Origin of the sequence: Endozoicomonas elysicola (assembly GCF_000710775.1) — a bacterium.
In the GTDB taxonomy this organism is placed as follows: Bacteria; Pseudomonadota; Gammaproteobacteria; order Pseudomonadales; family Endozoicomonadaceae; genus Endozoicomonas; species Endozoicomonas elysicola.
The window spans coordinates 5184501-5203315 of record NZ_JOJP01000001.1 but is presented as its reverse complement, the minus strand read 5'-3'; the positions used below and the strand labels follow the sequence as shown (position 1 = coordinate 5203315).

Sequence of the window (18815 nt, the reverse complement as noted above, 5' to 3'; positions counted from 1 at the left end):
CAGAACTATTAATACTTTCTAGAATCAAATTTTTCATTATCCAATTATTTGGTAAAGGTATTAATAATGTTATCTCATCCTAATCATTCCAGTGTTGTTACGAGGCAGCCACAAGCTTACTCTGGGCATGCAGCAAGATCTGAGCCTTCAAAAGATAAGTGTATTAAATTCGAAAGGATGCTAGGTCCTCTTGAATCAGGGATGGTTGATGAATTATGTAAGAAACTATCAGGTATGCATCATAGTGACCGTTCTGATCGTTCTTGTCACTGTGCAGTTAAGTATAGTGATTCTGATACATTAGTAGGCTTTAGAAAGCCGGGTCAAAGGCCTGTTATTATTCAGATGCATGATAAAAACCATCAGCATTTAGGGCGTGGTGCGTATGGTTATGTGTATGAAAGTAGTAAGCTAATGCAAAACTCAGCAGGGAAGTGGGGAATCCCTGAAGGAGATCAATATAAGAGGGTAATGAAGGTACAGGAGGACTCAAGTGATGCACGGAGTGAAATAAACTTTCAATTAGAACAGCCAGGCTCGTTGGGAGCAGGGCGTGTTGGGGGAGTTCAGTATTTAGACCAGTTGCGTCTACCTGGGAACTGTTTACAAAAGTTATTTGAAAATCATGATTGGCCTATTGGTAATCGGTTTGAATGCGCTGTTGCTATGTTGAAGTGTGCGCAGGTCTATGAAACAGGAGGTAAAGCACACCCTGATGTTAAGCCTGACAATATGATTTTCGACGCTGATAAAAAAGAAGTGAGCTTTATTGATAATGCTCATGTGCATGACCTTGAGGGTCCAACTGCCATCAAGCCTATTGGACCTCGAGGGACACCATATTTTATTGCCCCCGAGCAATATAATCGAATGAATATTACGCCTAAGGCGATGGTGTATTCACTTGGAATTATTCAGCTAAATCTTTTTTCTAACAGACCTGATGATTACGCAGTGGCTAAATCACAGGTGTTACAAAAAAAGAAGACAATGCTAGATACTGCAAAGCTGCTTCCTGAGCTCAGGAAGGTAAGTCCTGATTTTGTCGAACAGCTTGAAGGCTTCCTGATACAAATGGTTTCTGATGATCATCGATTGCGCCCTGATTTGACTGTTTGTGTGACACGGCTTGCCGCTTTCGAAAGTGCATACAAAGTCATTGAGAGCTCTGAAAGTAAAATTAAACAGCAATGTGAGCAGGTTAAGCGTCTGAAAGAGCAGCTTTCTAAACAGGAAAGAGCTAATGCTGCCCCTAGAGCGGATCTTAAAAGTCAACAGGAGATCACAAAGCTTAAAAAAGATGGGGAAGAGAAACAAAGGCTTTTGCAGGAAACACTTGAGCAACAGGAAAAGGCGCTTTGTGATATGCGGGAGGCACAGAAAAAAGAGCTTGATGAAATGATGCGTGAGCAGGGTAGAGCACTCGAAAAGGAAAAAGAGAGAAATAAAGAGTTGCAGAAACGAACAGCTCTTCTTGAAAGGAGGGCGGTAGCAGCAGAAAGCAGTAGAAAAAATATTTCAGAGCAGCTTCAGCAGCTGACTGACGAAGCCAAAAAAATGGAAGTAAGCCTTTATGATAAGGATCAAAAGGTAGAAAAACTAATTGGGGAGGTGGCAACGGTTGAGAGCCAGAAACTGAAAGAAGAACAAGCGCGGGTTAAGGCAGAGGAAAAAATTACTGAATATGAATTAGAGTTGGGTGCTGAGAGAGAAGGCCATAAAGAAGCCAGGGGTAGGTTGCTTGATGCAGAAGCTCAAAAGAAAAAACTAGAGTCTGAGAAGACATCTGAAGCCCAAAAAGTTCAGGAGCTTTCAAGCAAGTTATCTCAAAATCTGAAGGCTCCATTGGACAGATTGAAAGCGTTGGCAACTAACCGTATTGGTGTAGATAAAACTGAGTTCAGCAAGATACTTCCCGGAATTTTAGAAGCACAACAATCCAATTCTGAGAAGATTTTATATTTGGAAGAACTTGCCAAATTTATTTTTTGCAATGCTTCTCTTGATGGTTCCGATAAACCATATACACATCAGTCCTATTTAAGGTCTCTTTCATTATATTCCCGCCGACAGCAGGTTGACTTTACAACTACGCAACGAATGCACCTAGAGGTCGTTGTGCTAGAGGCTAAAGCGCTGGCAGCAAAAATGCTAAGTGGTGATGACAACAGTAAGCATGAGGCTTGCCGCTTTTTACATGAAGGTTTCGTTACACGAGTTCAAGTTACTGATGTTTTAACAAAAGACAGTGGTTGGGCTGAGCTTCTGCTTGCATCTACGCCTAGAATTTCAAATTTCCAGTTTACGCCAGAACAGGTAGCAACGTTTAGTCAATCTCACCTCTGCAAAGAGTTAGTAGATGGCAGGGGTGGAAATCCCGGGAAAAGTAAACAACTTACTGGTTTTTTGACAAGCTTGGAAACGATGAATCAATCTGATGCTGCTAAGAGTTTGCTAAAGATGCTGCCGGGTAACGAGCCATTTGATAAGCTTGTTGCTTTGGAAAAAGAGTTTTTGTCTATTCTCACTAGGCCCACAGCTTATACTAGAGGTGAGCAAGGAACTGTCGCTTGGCTTGCTGAATCTATGTGGGAAAGTGTTGCTGGAGAAAAGCATATTCGGGTTGATATTGATTCTCCATCGGCAACCAAAATGAAGCATATTACTTTGCTTCGGTCTGCATATGAAGAGGCTTTAAAACTATTGGTAGATAAGGAATTGACTTTAAGGGAAGTGGAAGTGCTATTGGATAGTCGTCTAATTCAATTCTCTCCCGTGCAATACCAGCATGAGCTTCAAGGCTTTCAAAATGAACTCACTTATGTAGTTACTACACTTCTGGAATCAAAGCAGAACTTTGAAACCTATAAGGATTGCTTGCATAAAAAGTACGGGGCAGAATTTTCTGCTTCATAGTATCAGTTTATTTAAGCTGATAAGGCTTTGTGTTTGGAATTTAGTAGTTTTTATACCGTGCATAGTTAAGTTTCTGACTACTTGAAAGCGAGTATATTTTACCATGTGTCTATTTACCGCTTTTTCTCATTCAGCCTGCCCCTAAGCTCTGACATAAGATCTATATTTCCTCCGAGAGGAGGCTTTTTTGCTTTATCCAATGGCGGTTGGTAACTATCTTCTTCAACTACTGGTGATTGCTGCTCGGTGCTGCCGATATCCTTGTTTTGAAGCATCGGGTTGTTTGCTAATGCATTCATAACCGGGCTAGCAATTTTATCACCTTGCTGCTTTTTAGAAGTCTTTGGATGTTTATCAGTTTCTACAGGTCTTAATATCATGCCCTTTTGAATGTCCAGAAGCAGGTTTTTTCGATCGTCACTGGCTGGTGCAGAAGATATGTAAGGTACAGAAGGGGGGGGGGCTTTTTGAGGCAAAGGTGGAATGTCTTCGGCTTTCTGGTTAACCATATCTGATGGTTCAATTGAGTCTTCTTCTGCTTCAAGATCAACCAGAGTGATAGAGTCTTGTTCCAACGAACGAGCTGTTGTAGATAATGTGCTGTTAAAAGTGCTCTCAAGTTCACTCTCCGAATCTGAATCGCCAGCAATTGCTTTTCTTCTTGAGACCAAGTCATTTGGAGATAAGTTAACTGGCCCAGCATATTGCTCGTTGCTGTCGAGTTTAGGTGCTGTCCGGGTAAACAGAACATCATGCTGTAACGTTTTGGGCTTGGATGTCTCGGCATTAAGACTTTCTGCAGAGGGGAGCGCCTCATCAGGCGATGAGGTGTCCTCTGTTGATAAGGCATCCTGTTTAAACGAAGCAGTTAACTCTTCGAGCTTTTCAATGAATAAATCATAATCGTCGTCTAATACTTCCTCGTCCACAACCTGTTCATCCACAGGAGAATATTTTTCTGGGTTATTTAACTGGTGCCTTGCCAGAACCCAGGCATGCTGTTCTTCCTGTAGGTCTGAATCGGTCCAGTTGAAGCTGACAGCCATTTGAATATTAAGAATGCCGTTATTAATTGCCTGACTGGTATGGCGATATAGGGATGCTGCCGTCGTAAGTTGTTCAAGTTGTGGATGGTATTCACGACTTGCTTTAGCTAGGTCACGGCAGATATTAAATACCAGAGACTTTGCCTGTTCAGGCTCCTGGGCCAATATGACACGGCAGTTATCAAGAATACCATTCAATACAGCAGCTGATGCATCGGTTGGGTGTTGGTCGGAAATAAACTTATGGTAAATGAATTCCAGAGCCTGACAGTCAATTGGAGATGCCAATACTTCTGAAACCAGTCTCTTTGTTAATTGGTTTACGCTACTCTGCTGTGCTGCCCATGCCGGGTTATTTGAGAGTTGATGTATATGACTAGCCAGCTTGGTATAGCTATGCGTGTTTCGCGCTTCAGCAAATAAACGATCAATGCTTTTTTGGCTTGCTCGTGCAGTGTTTGCAGTGTGTGGGGTATTTATCTTTTTGGGCTGTGAAAATGATTGCTGCCGGAATGCAGTTGGTGATTTTGGATATTGTTCAGTAGGGCTTTTTACCAAACCTCCTGAACTGATACTTTCCCCAAGAGCGCTATCCAAAGTGGCAATTAGCTGCTCTGATGCAGTGATGCCGTTCTTGATGGACTGGTTGGCAGATTCTTTGCTGGCTTTGTTTTCTGTATCTGGAAGATTGTAAGTTATTTTGAGCGCACGCTTAGCCCTGGGATCTGGAAATTTACTGACTTGCTTTGAAACTTTGCTCAGTTCCTTTTGGGTGGGGTGAGCTGGGTCCTTGAAGTGCTTTTTGACGAGGTTGGAAGCTTGGCTTCTTACGGACATTCTTACTTTATGAAATGGCATTATTTGCCGATCGGTAGGGCATTCGGGAAGGTACTCTTTGCGCAAACCGGATAGTTTTCTATAAGTCTTACCGAGCTGACTCAGGCTGTTGGCTTCCTTGATTTCAGCTTCTAGTAATTTCAGCTCATTAGCTGGGATGCCTTTATGGCTGGTCTTGCTTTCTGCTTTGGTCTGTCCGGTCAGAGGGGGAAGATCTCCAAGTGGGTGGTTTAACCCTTTCGTTTTTACAGCCTTCCTCTCTGAAACTTGTCTGCCAGTAACGGTATTGCTAGGTTCAGTTTTTTCTGTGTTTTTTGTCGGTTTAACTGCGTTATCACCTGAATGATTACTTTGGACAGAGCGGTGCTTGTGCTTGCCTTCTGGTGGCCGTGCGTTTTTATCCAGCTCTTTGGTGCTTATATCAACTACCTGTACTGTTGGACCCTCGACTCTCGCTGCCATCCTTGTCTCCAGAAAATATCCCTGACCTTCTCCCTCTTAAAGTGTAGCCATCCTGATTTTTATTCTTTTATTTTATAAAATAAATTTCCTTATACTTTTTTTATAATGCATCTGTATCTTGGCTCTTAAAAAACAGCCTGCTAGATTGTTTCCCTGAATTGTTTAGCGTTAAATGAAAACCAGTCCTTTTCAGGTTATTTATGATCACGAAGCTCCATCATCTGGCAATTATTGGTACAGATAAGACCGCCTCCTTGTATTTTTATCGCGATCTTTTGGGTTTTGAAGTGGTAGGAGAGTACTATCAGGAGGGCAGAGAAAGCTGGAAGATTGATCTTGTGATGTCCGGGGGTGGGCAACTTGAGCTGTTTATTTTCAAAAATGCCCCCTTCCGCCTGAGTTACCCTGAAGCCAGAGGGCTTCGTCATATCGCTTTTGAAGTTGATGACCTTGATAAAACGTTGAGTAATCTTTCTAAAAATGGCATTGCGGCAGAGCCAGTCAGAGTGGATCCATATACTCAGGCCAGATTCACTTTTATAAAGGATCCGGATGGCCTTCCAGTTGAACTTTACCAGCCTGAATGAGTAAATTTGACTCTGCAGGTGCTTATCTGGTTATAACCTGTTAAATATTAAGGAGATTTACCATGGGTCTGTTTGATGCCCTATTGGGTAATGCGGGCGAAATGACCAATGCGGAAGCAATGGACGACCTGGCGACTATTCTCAACCCGTCAGAATCTGTTGAGCTTGCTTATAAACTGGTTCGCGATATGGTGGTGCTGACGAATCACCGGTTGATTCTTATTGATAAGCAGGGGTTGACTGGTCGCAAGGTTGAGTACCGTTCAATACCGTATAAATCAGTCACTATGTTTACGGTAGAGTCTGTTGGTCACTTTGATCTGGATGCCGAATTGAAAATCTGGATTTCAGGCCAGCCAGAGCCAATGCAGATGGAGTTTAACAGTAAGACTAATATTTATTCTCTGCAGGCAATACTGGCTGCAAAGGTGGCAGGGCAGTAGGCTTTTCGGTTGCATCAAGCCTGTTCAATTGAGCTGGAAGGCGGCTATACGAGCCACCTTTCCGGGCTTAAACCAGAGGGCTTGTGATTGGTATTCCCGAGTTCTTATGCCTTGCCCCAAACAGTTCTGGTTTGGGCTGAGTCAGAAACCTCACCTCAACACCTAAGTCTTGGTTAAAGCAAAAGGCCACGTTTGTGGCCATATCTGTATTACCCCTGAACTCTCAATAGGTTCGAAAGCGCCGGGTTAGGCTTATCAGCTGCCTTGAATATCAGGGCGATTTTGCCAATGGTTTGAATAAGGTCGGAGTTTGTGGCACTGATCAATTCACTGATCAGTTGCTGTCGGGTTTCCCGATCACCAATGGCAAATTTAATCTTGATCAGTTCATGGTCATTCAGTGCGCGCAGTGTTTCTTCAACCACGCCATCCGTCAGCCCCTTATCAGCCACGATGACGACCGGATTCAAGTTATGGCCAATTGCACGAAAATGCTTCTTTTTTGCTGCGTTCAAACTCATGTTTGCTATTCCTGATAATATCTTCAATAACGAATCGTCATACGCGACTTCTTGATAATGGGTATGACCTGATTTTTCCGGAGAAGTTTTCGTTAATACAGGTTGGGGACAGTGAAGTAATTTTTAAAAAATTGAACTTTTCTGCCTTGGGCTGGATGCTGAAAAGAGTGGGTCGCTGTGCAGCGGCTTTTGACTACTTTATGGTAGTGGCTGTTCACAAAAAGTCACTCGACAACATAATCAAGCTTCTGGTGAGGCATGCTATCGCTTTCTGGCTGTTGAGGGAAGTCTATCTACCGTTCAGATACACCGTGTATTTTTGTCAGAAAAGACCATTTTTAGTGAGTTTTAAGGTGCTTTTAGCGCTCGAGCCAAGCTCCTGTTGACTATTCTACACTTGCTACTGGTAATTAAGTGCAGGGTGGGGTAGTTCATTGAGCGATTACACTCATTTGTGGCAGAGGCTGGTTAGTTTCTGGTTTGAGTTCAGGCACTCGGTTGTGGCTTTCGCCGTCTTTGTCAATGGATTGCTGATTTTCAAGACCATCTGGGGGATGCCGGTTAACCTGCTGAATCTATTTCAGATCAACAATCTTGTTGATGTGGACTGGGCTGATGTTGCGGATGGTCCTTGGTTTTTACTCGGTGTTTTTTTAATGTTGAATGCCCTGGGTATGTTGTTTCGAGCAAGAATTGCCTGGGCTGTCAGTGTGTTTCTTTTAATCATTACACTGGCATTTACCATGCATTTTTACCCATTGCTACGCTCGAGAAGTCTGTTTTGTGCCGTGACTCTTATTGGTATTCTATTACTGGGAAAAGACTTTAAACGTTCCAGTGCAACCGCCGGTGGTATTTTTGCCATCATCAGTTTCTCCATTCTGTTGTTTTATGCCAGTTATGGCTCACTCTATTTTGGCAGTGGCTTTTCACCCGAAATTGATAATCTGGTAACGGCTTTTTACTTTTCGATTGTGACGATGACAACCGTTGGCTATGGCGACATTATTCCAAAAACAGAGCCGGCCCGGCTGTTTACTGTCTCAATGATTATTGCGGGTATTACTGTATTCGCGACATCGTTAACCACCGTTTTCGGTCCAGTAATTCGCAGTGGTATCGGTAAACTGGTGAAGGGTAGAGAGCAGGCCATGAGCAGGAAAGATCATTTTATCGTTTGTGGGACATCTATTTTAGCGATGGGGACCATCAGTCAGCTGATGCAAAGAGGGCTCGATTTAACGGTGGTCACGGTACGCCCGGAAGATGAGTTCCCCCAGATAGAGCAGAAAGCAGGCCAGAAACTGGACCTGATTTCTGGTGACAGTACTGACAATACTGTGCTTGATAGTGCCGGGTTGGCGGGTTGTCGTGCTCTGTTAGCGCTTACTGATGATGATGCAGCGAATGCATTTATTGTGTTGACGGCAAGGGAAATGAATCCTGACCTTAGAACTGTGCTCGTTGTGAATGATGCAAAAAATATGAATAAAATCAGACAGGTAAAGGCGGATGTTATTCTGTCTCCCCAATTATTTGGCAGTGAGATTCTAGCCTGTGTTCTAAATGGTGAAACACTGGACCATGATAAGCTGACCTCCATGCTGCTGACCTCTGGGCATGGCCTTTTCGACAAGGGCTAGGAGGCTGCCGTCCTCGCTACGGGCGCTACTCTCGGACACCCTCCTGAGGGGGGGTGTCTAATACTAAGGTCTTTCCCGCTGAACTCTTTTAACTCCAAAAGGTCAAATCCCCTATATAGCTAAAAAATGCTAAATAAGGGAGCTTTTATGAGAAATCAAAGAGGGATGCTTTTTTCTTTTCGACCATTATTCCTAACCCTGCTTATTCTGGCTGGGCCGGTCTTTTCAAGCACATTTTATGAAGAGCCGGATTCTGATGGTGACTTTCTAGCGGCTCAGTTGATTCCAGCAGATGAATATACTGAGATTGAGCCGTTTCCAGATGAGGGGTTTATTGATTGTGGTTCAGAGTGTGATGATCAAGAGATTGATGTAAGCCCTTTTCCTGATGAAGATTTTATTGATAGTGACCTGTCTGAGGATTCTTTTGATAGTTATGATGACCTTTCGGAGAACCTTTCCGATCTGCCAGTCTATCAATACCCCTATGATCATCTGCCATCTCAGCTGGAAGCCGAGGGAAAGGAGTCTATAAAGCTTTTCGTTTACGGAAGTCTTATGGATTTTAAGTCTGCCAAGCAGACGTTGAGTGAAAGTACATTAAAAACACGCAAGCTGGCAAAGGCCTATGGCGTAAAAACAATTTATAACCGATCAGTTCCCTATATTTTCACACCTCACTGGGGTGAGCCTGACAACCCCTATGCGATCGCTATGTTGAACACCATTGTTACAGGGCATTCGGCAGAGGTTGCACTGGGTGTACTCCTGGATATTCCGCTTGATGAAATACCTGCCCTGCTTTCCAGGGAAGTGGGCTATGACTTGAAGCCGGTTGTTGTCGAGGACTGGGTCGAGCCGCTAACAGGGAAAATGGTAAATATATCCGCAGTTCATGGCATGGGAAATTATCGAGTAGCTTATGTCTTGAGTTCGCCAACACCGAGTCAGTACACGGCAGCCCGACTTCTTCCGCGAGAAGGCTATTACCAGAGGGTTATGGAAGCTGCCCGCTCCAATGGGCATTTGTTTTTCCAGCAGTGGCTGAATAATACTTATCTTGCTGATGGGGTTACTACTGTTGGTTATTACGAGCTTTATAAAGATAAAGTTGCCAAAGAGTTTGACCAGCAGAAATGTGCGGTATGTGTTAACTTGTAATGCACAGTAATACCTAGTTTGCCTCTTAATCTTTTGCCTTCTCCTTCTATCGCAGTCAGGATGGATACTATATTATTCGCATGGCTTTCACTTGATCAGCTGATTGCTCAGCTGTTCTTTTCGTATATTGACTTCTATCCCCTTCAGTTTTCTGGCTAATAGTTGTCTGTTTACAACTATCAGGTTCATATAGGCAGTTTGCAAAAAGACTATGGCGAGATCCAAAAGTAGTGGTCGCTGGTTGAAAGAGCACTTTGATGACCATTATGTAAAGCAATCGCAAAAAGATGGGTGGCGATCCAGAGCCAGTTATAAACTGCTGGAAATTCAGGAGAAAGATAAAATCTTTCGACCGGGTCTGAAGGTGGTTGATCTTGGTGCTGCTCCGGGAGGCTGGTCTCAGGTAGCAGTTCAGCTCGTGGGTGATCAGGGGCGGGTAGTTGCTTCTGATATATTACCCATGGATGCTATTGCTGATGTCGATTTTGTCCAGGGCGATTTCACAGAAGACGCTGTACTGGAACAGATATTGGAAACCATCGGTTCTGATAAGGTAGACCTTGTAATTTCTGATATGGCCCCCAATATGAGTGGAGCACTGACTGTTGACCAGCCTAATGCAATGTACCTGGTAGAGCTGGCATTGGACTTGTCTCGGCAGGTTTTGCGTAAAGGTGGTGTTTTTTTAGCCAAAGTTTTTCAGGGAGAAGGCTTTGATGCCTACCTGAAGGATATGAAAACCAGCTTTGACAAGGTGCAGACCCGAAAGCCTTCGGCTTCCAGGGCGCGTTCAAGAGAAGTGTATCTGCTGGCCACAGGCTTCAGGGGATAATACGGAATCTTATTTATAGGGTACATTAATCAGCTTGATAGAAGACAATCACTGTTACACAGATTGCTGATCGTGTATCGTTGCAGATAAGCATTAATACATAATTCCAGCGAGCCAGGGGAACGTGCTCATTCTAAACGATTACCTGAGGCTTAAGTACGCTCAAGAGAGGTTAGCCCCTTGAATGATATGGCAAAAAATCTGATTCTCTGGGTCATAATCGCCTTGGTGCTATTGACCGTTTTTAAAAATTTCGATGGTATGCAGTCGTCTACTCAGAAGGTTGCCTACTCTGACTTCATCAGTATGGTTGAAAACCGGCAAGTCAGTAAGGTTGTTATTGATGGCTTTACCATTACCGGCCTGTTGAACAACAGTGAGCGCTTCGAAACTAACCTGCCACCCACTGTGCCGGATAATAAGCTGATGGATGAGCTTTTACTTGGCAAAGTTCAGGTTGAGTCAAAGCCTATTGAAAAGCAAAGTATCTGGACTCAGCTACTGGTAGCCAGTTTCCCGATCCTGGTTATTCTGGCGGTCTTCATGTTCTTCATGCGTCAGATGCAAGGTGGCGGCGGCGGTCGTGGAGGCCCGATGAGCTTTGGTAAAAGTAAGGCTCGCCTGTTGTCTGAAGACCAGATCAAGACGACATTTGCTGACGTTGCCGGTGTAGAAGAAGCCAAGGAAGATGTTCAGGAGTTGGTGGACTTTCTGAAAGACCCAGGTAAGTTCCAGCGTCTGGGTGGACGTATTCCACGCGGTGTTCTGATGGTTGGACCTCCAGGTACCGGTAAAACGCTGATAGCCAAAGCCATTGCCGGTGAAGCGAAGGTACCGTTCTTTACCATCTCCGGTTCCGACTTTGTTGAAATGTTTGTGGGTGTTGGTGCCTCACGTGTTCGTGACATGTTTGAGCAGGCTAAGAAGCAGGCGCCTTGCATTATCTTCATCGATGAGATCGACGCAGTGGGTCGTCATCGTGGCGCGGGTATGGGTGGTGGTCACGATGAGCGTGAGCAGACTCTTAACCAGCTGCTGGTAGAAATGGATGGTTTCGAAGGTAACGATGGTGTCATTGTTATTGCTGCCACAAACCGTCCAGATGTTCTTGATCCAGCGCTATTGCGTCCTGGTCGTTTTGATCGTCAGGTTGTTGTTGGTCTTCCAGATATTCGTGGCCGTGAGCAGATTCTCAAAGTGCATATGCGCAAGGTGCCTGTATCCGATGATGTCAAGCCATCAGTAATTGCTCGCGGTACTCCGGGTTTCTCCGGTGCTGATTTAGCGAATCTTGTCAATGAAGCGGCACTGTTTTCAGCCCGTGCGAACCAACGCACAGTGGGTCAGAAAGAGTTTGACCAGGCAAAAGACAAAATCATGATGGGCGCTGAGCGCAAATCCATGGTGATGAGTGATAAGGAAAAGAGTAATACTGCTTATCATGAGGCTGGTCATGCTATTGTGGGTCGATTGGTACCTGACCATGATCCTGTATATAAAGTGAGCATTATTCCTCGTGGTCGGGCGCTGGGTGTTACCATGTTCCTGCCGGAAGAAGATCGTTACAGCCAGAGCCGTCAGGCATTATTGAGTCAAATCTGCTCCCTGTTTGGTGGTCGTATCGCTGAAGAAATGACCCTTGGAAAAGATGGTGTTACAACCGGTGCCTCCAATGATATTCAGCGTGCTACTCAAATTGCTCGAAGTATGGTGACCAAGTGGGGGTTGTCTGAAAAGCTGGGGCCACTGCTTTATGATAACGATGAAGGTGAAGTCTTTCTGGGTAAAAGCTATGGGAGTGGTGGTTCTCATTCTAATGTTTCCGGTGAAACTGCCAAGCTTATTGATCAGGAAGTTCGCCAGCTAATTGATGAGTGCTATAGCCGGGCTAATCAGATTCTTGTGGATAACCGTGACAAGCTGGATAAGATGGCGGAAGTGCTGATTCAGTATGAAACCATCGACAGTGATCAGATCGATGACATCATGGCTGGTCGGGAAGTTCGTCCTCCTAAGGATCCTGGCGACCAGGATAATAACGACGGTGGAGTTAAGGCTGCTGCAGACGAGCCGGACGTGAAAACTGAAGAGACTGATAAAAAAGACAGCGATAGCTCAATTGGTGGTCCTGCTGGGGAGCACTGATTTGAAGTCAGGTCTATGATTGTGAAGGGCAGGTATTTCCTGCCCTTTTTTATACCTTCCGTATTTGTAAATACATCATTGCTATCTGCATTTGTGACTACTTTTGGTATATCAATTTCAGGGGTAGTGATTTATCAGGGCAGTTATCTGCGAATAAAAACGTCTGGCTGTCCCTAGATCTGAGGAGCTTTCATGAGCAGTGAATTTAAGTTGAATTGTGCAGGGAAAATACTGGATCTGAGTAAGCCCAGGGTCATGGGTGTTTTGAACGTTACGCCAGACTCTTTTTATGAAGGGAGTCGTTGTCCTGATGACTGGCTGAATGTCGCAGAACAGATGATTAAGGATGGGGTAGATATTCTCGATATTGGTGGTGAATCAACTCGGCCAGGTGCAGCAGGGGCACCTACTCAGGAAGAGGAGTTGGAGCGTGTGCTGCCAGTTATTGAAGGCTTGGCATCACGCTTTAATGTGATTATTTCTATTGATACCAGCTCTCCTTTGGTGATCAGAGAGGCGGTAAAAGCCGGTGCAGGGATTATCAATGATGTGCGTGCGTTACATCGCGAGGGGGCTCTGGAAGCGGCGGCAGATACCAATGTTCCGGTGATTCTTATGCATTCGCTGATTAATCAGCCGGAGCCAGGTTTTGTACCAGTCTATGGCGATGTGGTCGAAGAGGTCAGTCAGTACCTGATGGATTGTGTAGAGCGCTGTGAAAATGCGGGGATTGTTAGAGAGCGGCTGATTCTTGATCCGGGGTTTGGTGGTGGGATGTTTGGTAAAACACCGGTTTATGACCTTGAAATGTTGAAAGGGTTTCGTCGCTTTCATGAGCTGGGTCTGCCAGTCTTTGCTGGTATGTCACGAAAGTCATTTATTGGGTCAACGCTTGACCGAGACACTGAAGACCGGCTTCCCGGTAGTCTGGCTGCTGCCATGCTTGCTGCACAGGCCGGAGCCCATATTATCCGTGTGCATGACGTGCGGGAAACGGTAGATGTTCTCCGCTTTCTGCAAGCCGTTGACGAAGCATAACTGTCTGATATCTATGGCACCTGCCAGCTCAGAGATGTGTCACTGAGGTGGTGGGGAGTCACTTACCCATGATGCCTCTGGTTTTACTCTTTTCATAATTCCTTTCTTATTACCAAAGCTATCTCATGGTACTGGTGGTTCACTTGAATGAGTGAGATGATTACCCGTTATTGCTTTCAAATATACTTTTGGTAAACGGCTATGGCGCGCAAATATTTTGGTACCGACGGGATTCGTGGGAAGGTTGGTGACTTTCCAATTACACCAGATTTTGTCCTTAAGCTGGGTTGGGCCGCTGGCCGTGTTCTGGCTGAAGAAGGTGAGGGGAAGGTAATTATTGGCAAAGATACCCGCATCTCCGGTTATATGTTTGAGTCTGCCCTGGAAGCAGGCCTGTCTGCAGCCGGTATTGATGTTGTGCTGACTGGGCCAATGCCAACCCCTGCTATTGCCTATCTGACTCGTACATTCAATGGGCAGGCAGGCATTGTGATCAGTGCTTCTCATAACCCATTTTACGACAATGGTATTAAGTTTTTTGCAGGTGATGGTACCAAGCTCTCCGATGACGTTGAGTTGAAAATTGAGGCGTTGCTTGAATCGGAGATCGATGTGGTGGATTCCCTGAGTCTGGGGAAAGTCACCCGGATGGACGACGCTGCTGGTCGATACATTGAGTACTGCAAAGGCAGTACCTCTCAGCAGCTGGATCTGCGTGGTATGAAAATTGTAATTGATGCTGGCCACGGCGCAACGTATCAGGTCGGACCCGCGGTCTTTCGTGAATTAGGCGCTGAAGTTATTGCCATGGGTACCAGTCCGGATGGTGTCAATATTAATGAAGATGCGGGCTCTACCAAACCAGAAGGTATGGCTGCCAGAGTTAAAGAGGCCGGTGCGGACCTGGGTATAGCCTTTGATGGTGATGGTGACCGGGTCATCATGGTGGATGATAAGGGCGAAATCGTTGATGGTGATCAGTTGCTCTTTATTATTGCCATGGATCGTCACTCTAGAGGGGTGCTGAATGGTGGTGTTGTAGGCACATTGATGACAAACCTCGGCATGGAAAAAGCCCTGGAGGCTGCTGGTATCCCCTTTGCCCGGGCGAATGTTGGAGACCGTTATGTGAATGAGCTTTTGATAGCCAATGACTGGCAGTTGGGCGGAGAGTCATCTGGTCATATTATCTGTCGTGATGCTTCGACGACAGGGGACGGGATTGTTGCCGCGCTGAAGGTGTTGAAAGCGATGCAGACCTCAGGTAAATCGCTTTCTGAAATGGTTGGTGCAATTACGCTTTATCCTCAAATCATGATTAATGTCCGCGTTCAGAATAAGCGTGATACCGACACTATCCCGGGTATTGTTGAGGCGGTAAAGAAAGCAGAAGAACAAATGGCTGGAAAAGGCCGTGTACTGCTGAGACCTTCAGGCACAGAGCCAGTCATTCGGGTGATGGTGGAAGGTGAAGATGGTGCTCAGGTACAGGCTCAGGTAGAAAAGCTGGCGAAGGTTGTTGAAAAAGAAATGAGCTAAGGGTGGACAAGGGCTGGCAGCGTGGTTTTGGCTGTGCTTCACACTGGAGTTTCAAGGTGGCCTCCTTTTTGTCGTGTAATGTTGTTATTGTCTGATGGGGCTGGTTGGTAAGTGCTCTCTTCTATATCTGTCGTCTCATTATAGCCATTGAGAGCCTTTACTTCAGAGTGTCGGTTGTTTTCTGGGGTAGGGCTCTTTTCTGTGTTCAGGAAGAAGTAGCTGTAAACACTTTGCAGAATGTGAATACAGGCATAGCCAGTTAGAGCACCCAAAGTAGTGACTTCCAGATAATTAGTCCTGCTATCTATATTTTTACAGTTAGCAAGGGTGTGGTTGTTTTCATAACAGTCTTTTGCAATGGTTCCCAGTACAGCGAAAGTGCCGCCAATCACTGCGCCTGAAATCCTGACCACTCGTGAGCCAAACAGTTTTTTTGCTGGGGGTGGAGCCGTGGACTTGATTTGAAAGTTAGTAGTAGTGGGTTGTATAACTGAGATGGTAGGCATTATTGTTTTTGGATATGTACTTAAGGGCAGTGAATTTAGTCTTTATGACGCACACTTTTAAAATTCTCGATAGTCACTTCCAGGAAGGTCTGCTTAGTTGAATGATGAGTGTTTAAGGCTGACGTTAAAAACTAATGCCTGCGCCTGCTGATACCACGGATGTGCCCTCTGAACTTCCATATCGCCCTTGAATAATCACCCCGCTATCAAAGCGACGTGATATGCCTACTGCAATGGCTGAATGCTTGTCGAAATAGCCAAAACCTATTCCAATGAAGCTTTTCTCAGGTCGATAGTCGGAGGGGATTGCAGAAAGTGCTGCATTCACACTAATGGCTCTGGCTTGTTTTTCGACCTGATGGGAGAGTGAGTCATAGATGCTTGCAGTAAGGTTTAACTGTTCTGTCAGGTGAGCGATTTCCTGTGTTACCTGTTCCGTTGCTTTATGTTGTTGCTGGGGGTTAAAAAGCTGTATGGAAAGGTCTCGGGCGGAGGCCGTATAAGTTTGACCATCTCTATTGTAGCTATAGTTCCCCTCTGGCCAGCTGGGCTTTAAAGTTAGCAGTCCGTTCTTGTATACGGTTTTGCTAAGGTGGGGGTATTGGGTATTCATGTAAACCTGCTGCATGTTAATCGCATCGCGGTTCTCATCAGCCATCTCCTTGAGCTGTGAATTCAAAGGCTCTTGATCACTACTGGGAGCATTAATCTCAACAGAGGGCAGGGTAGTTTGGGGGCTTGTATCAGCCTGGGCAAGTGTAATTACTTGCGGGATAGCTATGGCAATGGCTATCAGGGATTTCATACTTAACGTCCTCATGACAGGACTAAAAGGGTGGTATAAATGATGTGTGTGGTTTGGGTAGTGTTCGGCGGGCCGTGGTAATTCCAGATAAACCAACGGAATAAAACGAAATTGTGACTATATGATAATCCTACCCAAAGAGTTGGCCTCACGATTAACTGAAAATAGCTTCTGAGGACTTGAAAAGTACCTTGATGACATATATAGCTACTTGGTGAATTTTCAGCAAATTGTTGAATTGGTTAGTAGTGAAAATAGCTGTAAAAATAGCTTGAAAGCCAGTAATAGTGGCGCTCTGAGTCGAGTGCTTTCTTGCTCTGAGACAAGGTGAATTTGTTGTATGTTCCTAGCTTTCGGGTTAGTATTCCCGCCTCGCGATCAAAGAGGTAAGCGGTATGCGTCAGCCACTGGTAGCCGGAAACTGGAAGATGAATGGATCTTCAGACAGTATCCGTGAGCTTGTTGATGGAATCCTTTCTGGGCTTGAAACCAAGGCTGAGGTGCTTGTTTTTCCACCTAGCGTATATGTTCAGCAGGTTCGCGATCTGTTGAGTGGTTCATCTGTTAAGTTCGGTGTACAGAACGTCTCTGATCAGTTGTCAGGTGCCTATACTGGTGAGATCTCTCCTCTAATGGCCAAAGATCTTGGCTGTGAATATGTTTTGATTGGTCACTCTGAGCGTCGTTCTCTGTTTGGAGAAACGGATGCAGATGTGGCAGCGAAATTCTGTGCTCTGGTTGATCAGGGTCTGGTCCCCGTCCTTTGTGTTGGTGAGACCCTGTCTGAGCGCGAATCTGGTGACACTATGAAGATAGTTGCCCACCAGATAAATACTGTGCTTCGGACTGCAGGTCCGGAGCGTCTGGCTAATTTTGTAATTGCCTATGAACCAGTTTGGGCTATCGGTACTGGCCTGACTGCAACACCAGAACAGGCGCAGGAAGTTCATGCTGATATTCGTGCGCTGCTGGCAGAGAACGATCCGTCCATGGCGGACAGAACCCGTGTTCTGTATGGTGGTAGCATGAAGGCTGACAACGCAGCAGAACTGATGAGCCAGCCTGATGTTGATGGTGGTCTTATCGGTGGTGCTTCATTGATAGCTGCTGATTTCAAGGTGATTTGTCACGCTGCGGGCTAGTAATGGAAACCATTATTCTTCTTGTGCACGTGCTGGTAGCTGTTGGTGTGATCGCTCTGATCATGCTGCAGCAAGGCAAAGGTGCAGAAACAGGGGCCAGTTTTGGCTCAGGGGCTTCTCAAACGGTGTTTGGGAGTCAGGGCTCGGCTAATTTTCTGAGCCGAACAACTGCCATACTGGCGACAGTTTTTTTTGTCACCAGTATTGGTCTGGCGATGATGGCCAGGCAGAAAGCTGATAGTGTTGCAGATGCCGGTTTGCCCTCTGTTCAGATTGAGCAGATTGTACCTGCTAATGATGCACCATTTTCGGTAGATGCTTTAGAAAGTACTACCGAAAGCGATGCGCCTGTGTTAGAGTCTCAGCCCGTTGAGAGCAGTGGCTCCAACAACTCTGAAAGCACCAAGTAAGATTAAAATCTTATTGATTTACAAAGGGTTTTCAGAAATAATTTCACTGTCGCTGAGAGCGGCAGTTAAGGCCGAAGTGGTGGAATTGGTAGACACGCTGTCTTGAGGGGGCAGTGCCTGTATGGGCGTACGAGTTCGAGTCTCGTCTTCGGCACCAAATAAAAGCTGTAAGAATTATTCTTACGGCTTTTTTTGTGTCTGGAATAAATATCCAGTATTGCTTTCCCCTTTTTTGTAATGAATATGACCTTCAATCAAAACTCGAAAGTTTGAACTTTTGAGCAGTTTCTTTTTTTGCTTACCTCTCCCCAGCTTGGTTAAGCATCAAGTTTACTCTTCAGGTATATCATCATTTAACTGGATATTTTGGAAATCTAGTTTTTAATTCAAGTAATGATAGATAGCCGATATGTATATCCAAATAACAAATTGTCATTATCCTTATTGGCCGATGCTGCATGTTACGTTGAATCGTGCTGTCGATATAACAATAGTTATATAACAACAGAGTACCCGGCAGATGGTTTAGCTTCAGTGCAGCGTGTGGATAGTGCTTGTTATGAAAGTGTTAGTGTTCGATCTGTCACTTTACCGGTGCGAGTCTGTGGTTACATCAGCTTATCTGGCAACTGGCTAACTCGACCTGACACTTGTGAGGAAGCCTGTTCTGAGGATTCTGTTGATAGTGTTGCCTCTGCTTTGACCCCAAGTCCTCCTGCAGCGATTTTTCCCCAGAACCTTCTTGATCAGCCTGGCAGGAAGGAGAATGGCGGCTATTCATG

General features: G+C 45.2%; 15 protein-coding genes and 1 tRNA gene. 12 read left to right on the top strand and 4 right to left on the bottom strand.

What is annotated here, in order from left to right:
• Positions 1–66: 66 nt before the first annotated feature.
• Positions 67–2916: a protein kinase domain-containing protein gene (locus GV64_RS21840; protein WP_020582390.1), complete on the top strand. Its 2850-nt coding sequence runs from the start codon at positions 67–69 to the stop codon at positions 2914–2916.
• A gap of 113 nt (positions 2917–3029) precedes the next feature.
• Here GV64_RS21840 and GV64_RS21835 read toward each other — a convergent pair whose 3' ends face one another.
• On the bottom strand, positions 3030–5261 hold the full coding sequence (locus GV64_RS21835) for a hypothetical protein (protein ID WP_020582389.1): 2232 nt from the start codon (positions 5259–5261) through the stop codon (positions 3030–3032).
• A 200-nt stretch (positions 5262–5461) separates the two neighbouring features.
• On the opposite strand from GV64_RS21835, the gene gloA2 reads away from it, so the two are divergent.
• Together gloA2 and GV64_RS21825 are read left to right on the top strand one after the other, a co-directional pair.
• Entirely contained in the window at positions 5462–5848 is a 387-nt protein-coding gene (gene gloA2 / locus GV64_RS21830) for an SMU1112c/YaeR family gloxylase I-like metalloprotein (RefSeq protein ID WP_020582388.1), read from the top strand.
• A gap of 62 nt (positions 5849–5910) precedes the next feature.
• Positions 5911–6291: a PH domain-containing protein gene (locus GV64_RS21825; RefSeq protein ID WP_020582387.1), complete on the top strand. Its 381-nt coding sequence runs from the start codon at positions 5911–5913 to the stop codon at positions 6289–6291.
• 209 nt (positions 6292–6500) lie between these two features.
• On the opposite strand, the gene GV64_RS21820 is transcribed toward GV64_RS21825, so the two are convergent.
• Positions 6501–6812, bottom strand: coding sequence for a YhbY family RNA-binding protein (locus GV64_RS21820; protein ID WP_020582385.1), 312 nt, complete (start codon positions 6810–6812; stop codon positions 6501–6503).
• 434 nt (positions 6813–7246) lie between these two features.
• Here GV64_RS21820 and kch point away from each other — a divergent pair, with 434 nt between their 5' ends.
• From kch to glmM, 6 genes are all read left to right on the top strand, one after another.
• Positions 7247–8455, top strand: coding sequence for a voltage-gated potassium channel protein (gene kch, locus GV64_RS21810; RefSeq protein WP_201772507.1), 1209 nt, complete (start codon positions 7247–7249; stop codon positions 8453–8455).
• Positions 8456–8602: 147 nt separating this feature from the next.
• Positions 8603–9616, top strand: a complete 1014-nt coding sequence (locus GV64_RS21805; protein ID WP_020582382.1) for a hypothetical protein — start codon at positions 8603–8605, stop codon at positions 9614–9616.
• 211 nt (positions 9617–9827) lie between these two features.
• Positions 9828–10448 (top strand): 23S rRNA (uridine(2552)-2'-O)-methyltransferase RlmE, encoded by a 621-nt coding sequence (gene rlmE / locus GV64_RS21800; protein WP_020582381.1) that lies wholly within the window; start codon positions 9828–9830, stop codon positions 10446–10448.
• A 189-nt stretch (positions 10449–10637) separates the two neighbouring features.
• A complete protein-coding gene (gene ftsH / locus GV64_RS21795) occupies positions 10638–12593 on the top strand; it encodes an ATP-dependent zinc metalloprotease FtsH (RefSeq protein ID WP_020582380.1) in 1956 nt (651 codons plus the stop codon).
• Positions 12594–12785: 192 nt separating this feature from the next.
• Positions 12786–13631, top strand: a complete 846-nt coding sequence (gene folP / locus GV64_RS21790) for a dihydropteroate synthase (protein ID WP_020582379.1) — start codon at positions 12786–12788, stop codon at positions 13629–13631.
• A 201-nt stretch (positions 13632–13832) separates the two neighbouring features.
• Positions 13833–15170, top strand: coding sequence for a phosphoglucosamine mutase (gene glmM, locus GV64_RS21785; protein WP_020582378.1), 1338 nt, complete (start codon positions 13833–13835; stop codon positions 15168–15170).
• 38 nt (positions 15171–15208) lie between these two features.
• Here the strand turns inward: glmM and GV64_RS21780 are convergent, their stop codons facing one another.
• Together GV64_RS21780 and GV64_RS21775 are read right to left on the bottom strand one after the other, a co-directional pair.
• A complete protein-coding gene (locus GV64_RS21780; protein ID WP_152554156.1) occupies positions 15209–15676 on the bottom strand; it encodes a hypothetical protein in 468 nt (155 codons plus the stop codon).
• A 124-nt stretch (positions 15677–15800) separates the two neighbouring features.
• Positions 15801–16481, bottom strand: coding sequence for a YadA C-terminal domain-containing protein (locus GV64_RS21775; protein WP_020582376.1), 681 nt, complete (start codon positions 16479–16481; stop codon positions 15801–15803).
• Positions 16482–16876: 395 nt separating this feature from the next.
• Here GV64_RS21775 and tpiA point away from each other — a divergent pair, with 395 nt between their 5' ends.
• From tpiA to GV64_RS21760, 3 genes are all read left to right on the top strand, one after another.
• On the top strand, positions 16877–17623 hold the full coding sequence (tpiA, locus tag GV64_RS21770; protein WP_020582375.1) for a triose-phosphate isomerase: 747 nt from the start codon (positions 16877–16879) through the stop codon (positions 17621–17623).
• A 2-nt stretch (positions 17624–17625) separates the two neighbouring features.
• Complete coding sequence (gene secG, locus GV64_RS21765) at positions 17626–18033, top strand: preprotein translocase subunit SecG (protein WP_020582374.1); 408 nt, start codon at positions 17626–17628, stop codon at positions 18031–18033.
• A gap of 70 nt (positions 18034–18103) precedes the next feature.
• Positions 18104–18190 (top strand) — tRNA-Leu (locus GV64_RS21760).
• Positions 18191–18815 lie beyond the last annotated feature (625 nt).

Coding starts and splice junctions, on each gene's coding strand:
- GV64_RS21840 (WP_020582390.1), top strand. CDS start 67: ATGTTATCTCATCCTAATCATTCCAGTGTTGTTACGAGGCAGCCACAA.
- GV64_RS21835 (WP_020582389.1), bottom strand. CDS start 5,261: ATGGCAGCGAGAGTCGAGGGTCCAACAGTACAGGTAGTTGATATAAGC.
- GV64_RS21780 (WP_152554156.1), bottom strand. CDS start 15,676: ATGCCTACCATCTCAGTTATACAACCCACTACTACTAACTTTCAAATC.
- gloA2 (WP_020582388.1), top strand. CDS start 5,462: ATGATCACGAAGCTCCATCATCTGGCAATTATTGGTACAGATAAGACC.
- GV64_RS21825 (WP_020582387.1), top strand. CDS start 5,911: ATGGGTCTGTTTGATGCCCTATTGGGTAATGCGGGCGAAATGACCAAT.
- secG (WP_020582374.1), top strand. CDS start 17,626: ATGGAAACCATTATTCTTCTTGTGCACGTGCTGGTAGCTGTTGGTGTG.
- glmM (WP_020582378.1), top strand. CDS start 13,833: ATGGCGCGCAAATATTTTGGTACCGACGGGATTCGTGGGAAGGTTGGT.
- ftsH (WP_020582380.1), top strand. CDS start 10,638: ATGGCAAAAAATCTGATTCTCTGGGTCATAATCGCCTTGGTGCTATTG.
- rlmE (WP_020582381.1), top strand. CDS start 9,828: ATGGCGAGATCCAAAAGTAGTGGTCGCTGGTTGAAAGAGCACTTTGAT.
- tpiA (WP_020582375.1), top strand. CDS start 16,877: ATGCGTCAGCCACTGGTAGCCGGAAACTGGAAGATGAATGGATCTTCA.
- GV64_RS21805 (WP_020582382.1), top strand. CDS start 8,603: ATGAGAAATCAAAGAGGGATGCTTTTTTCTTTTCGACCATTATTCCTA.
- GV64_RS21820 (WP_020582385.1), bottom strand. CDS start 6,812: ATGAGTTTGAACGCAGCAAAAAAGAAGCATTTTCGTGCAATTGGCCAT.
- GV64_RS21775 (WP_020582376.1), bottom strand. CDS start 16,481: ATGAAATCCCTGATAGCCATTGCCATAGCTATCCCGCAAGTAATTACA.
- folP (WP_020582379.1), top strand. CDS start 12,786: ATGAGCAGTGAATTTAAGTTGAATTGTGCAGGGAAAATACTGGATCTG.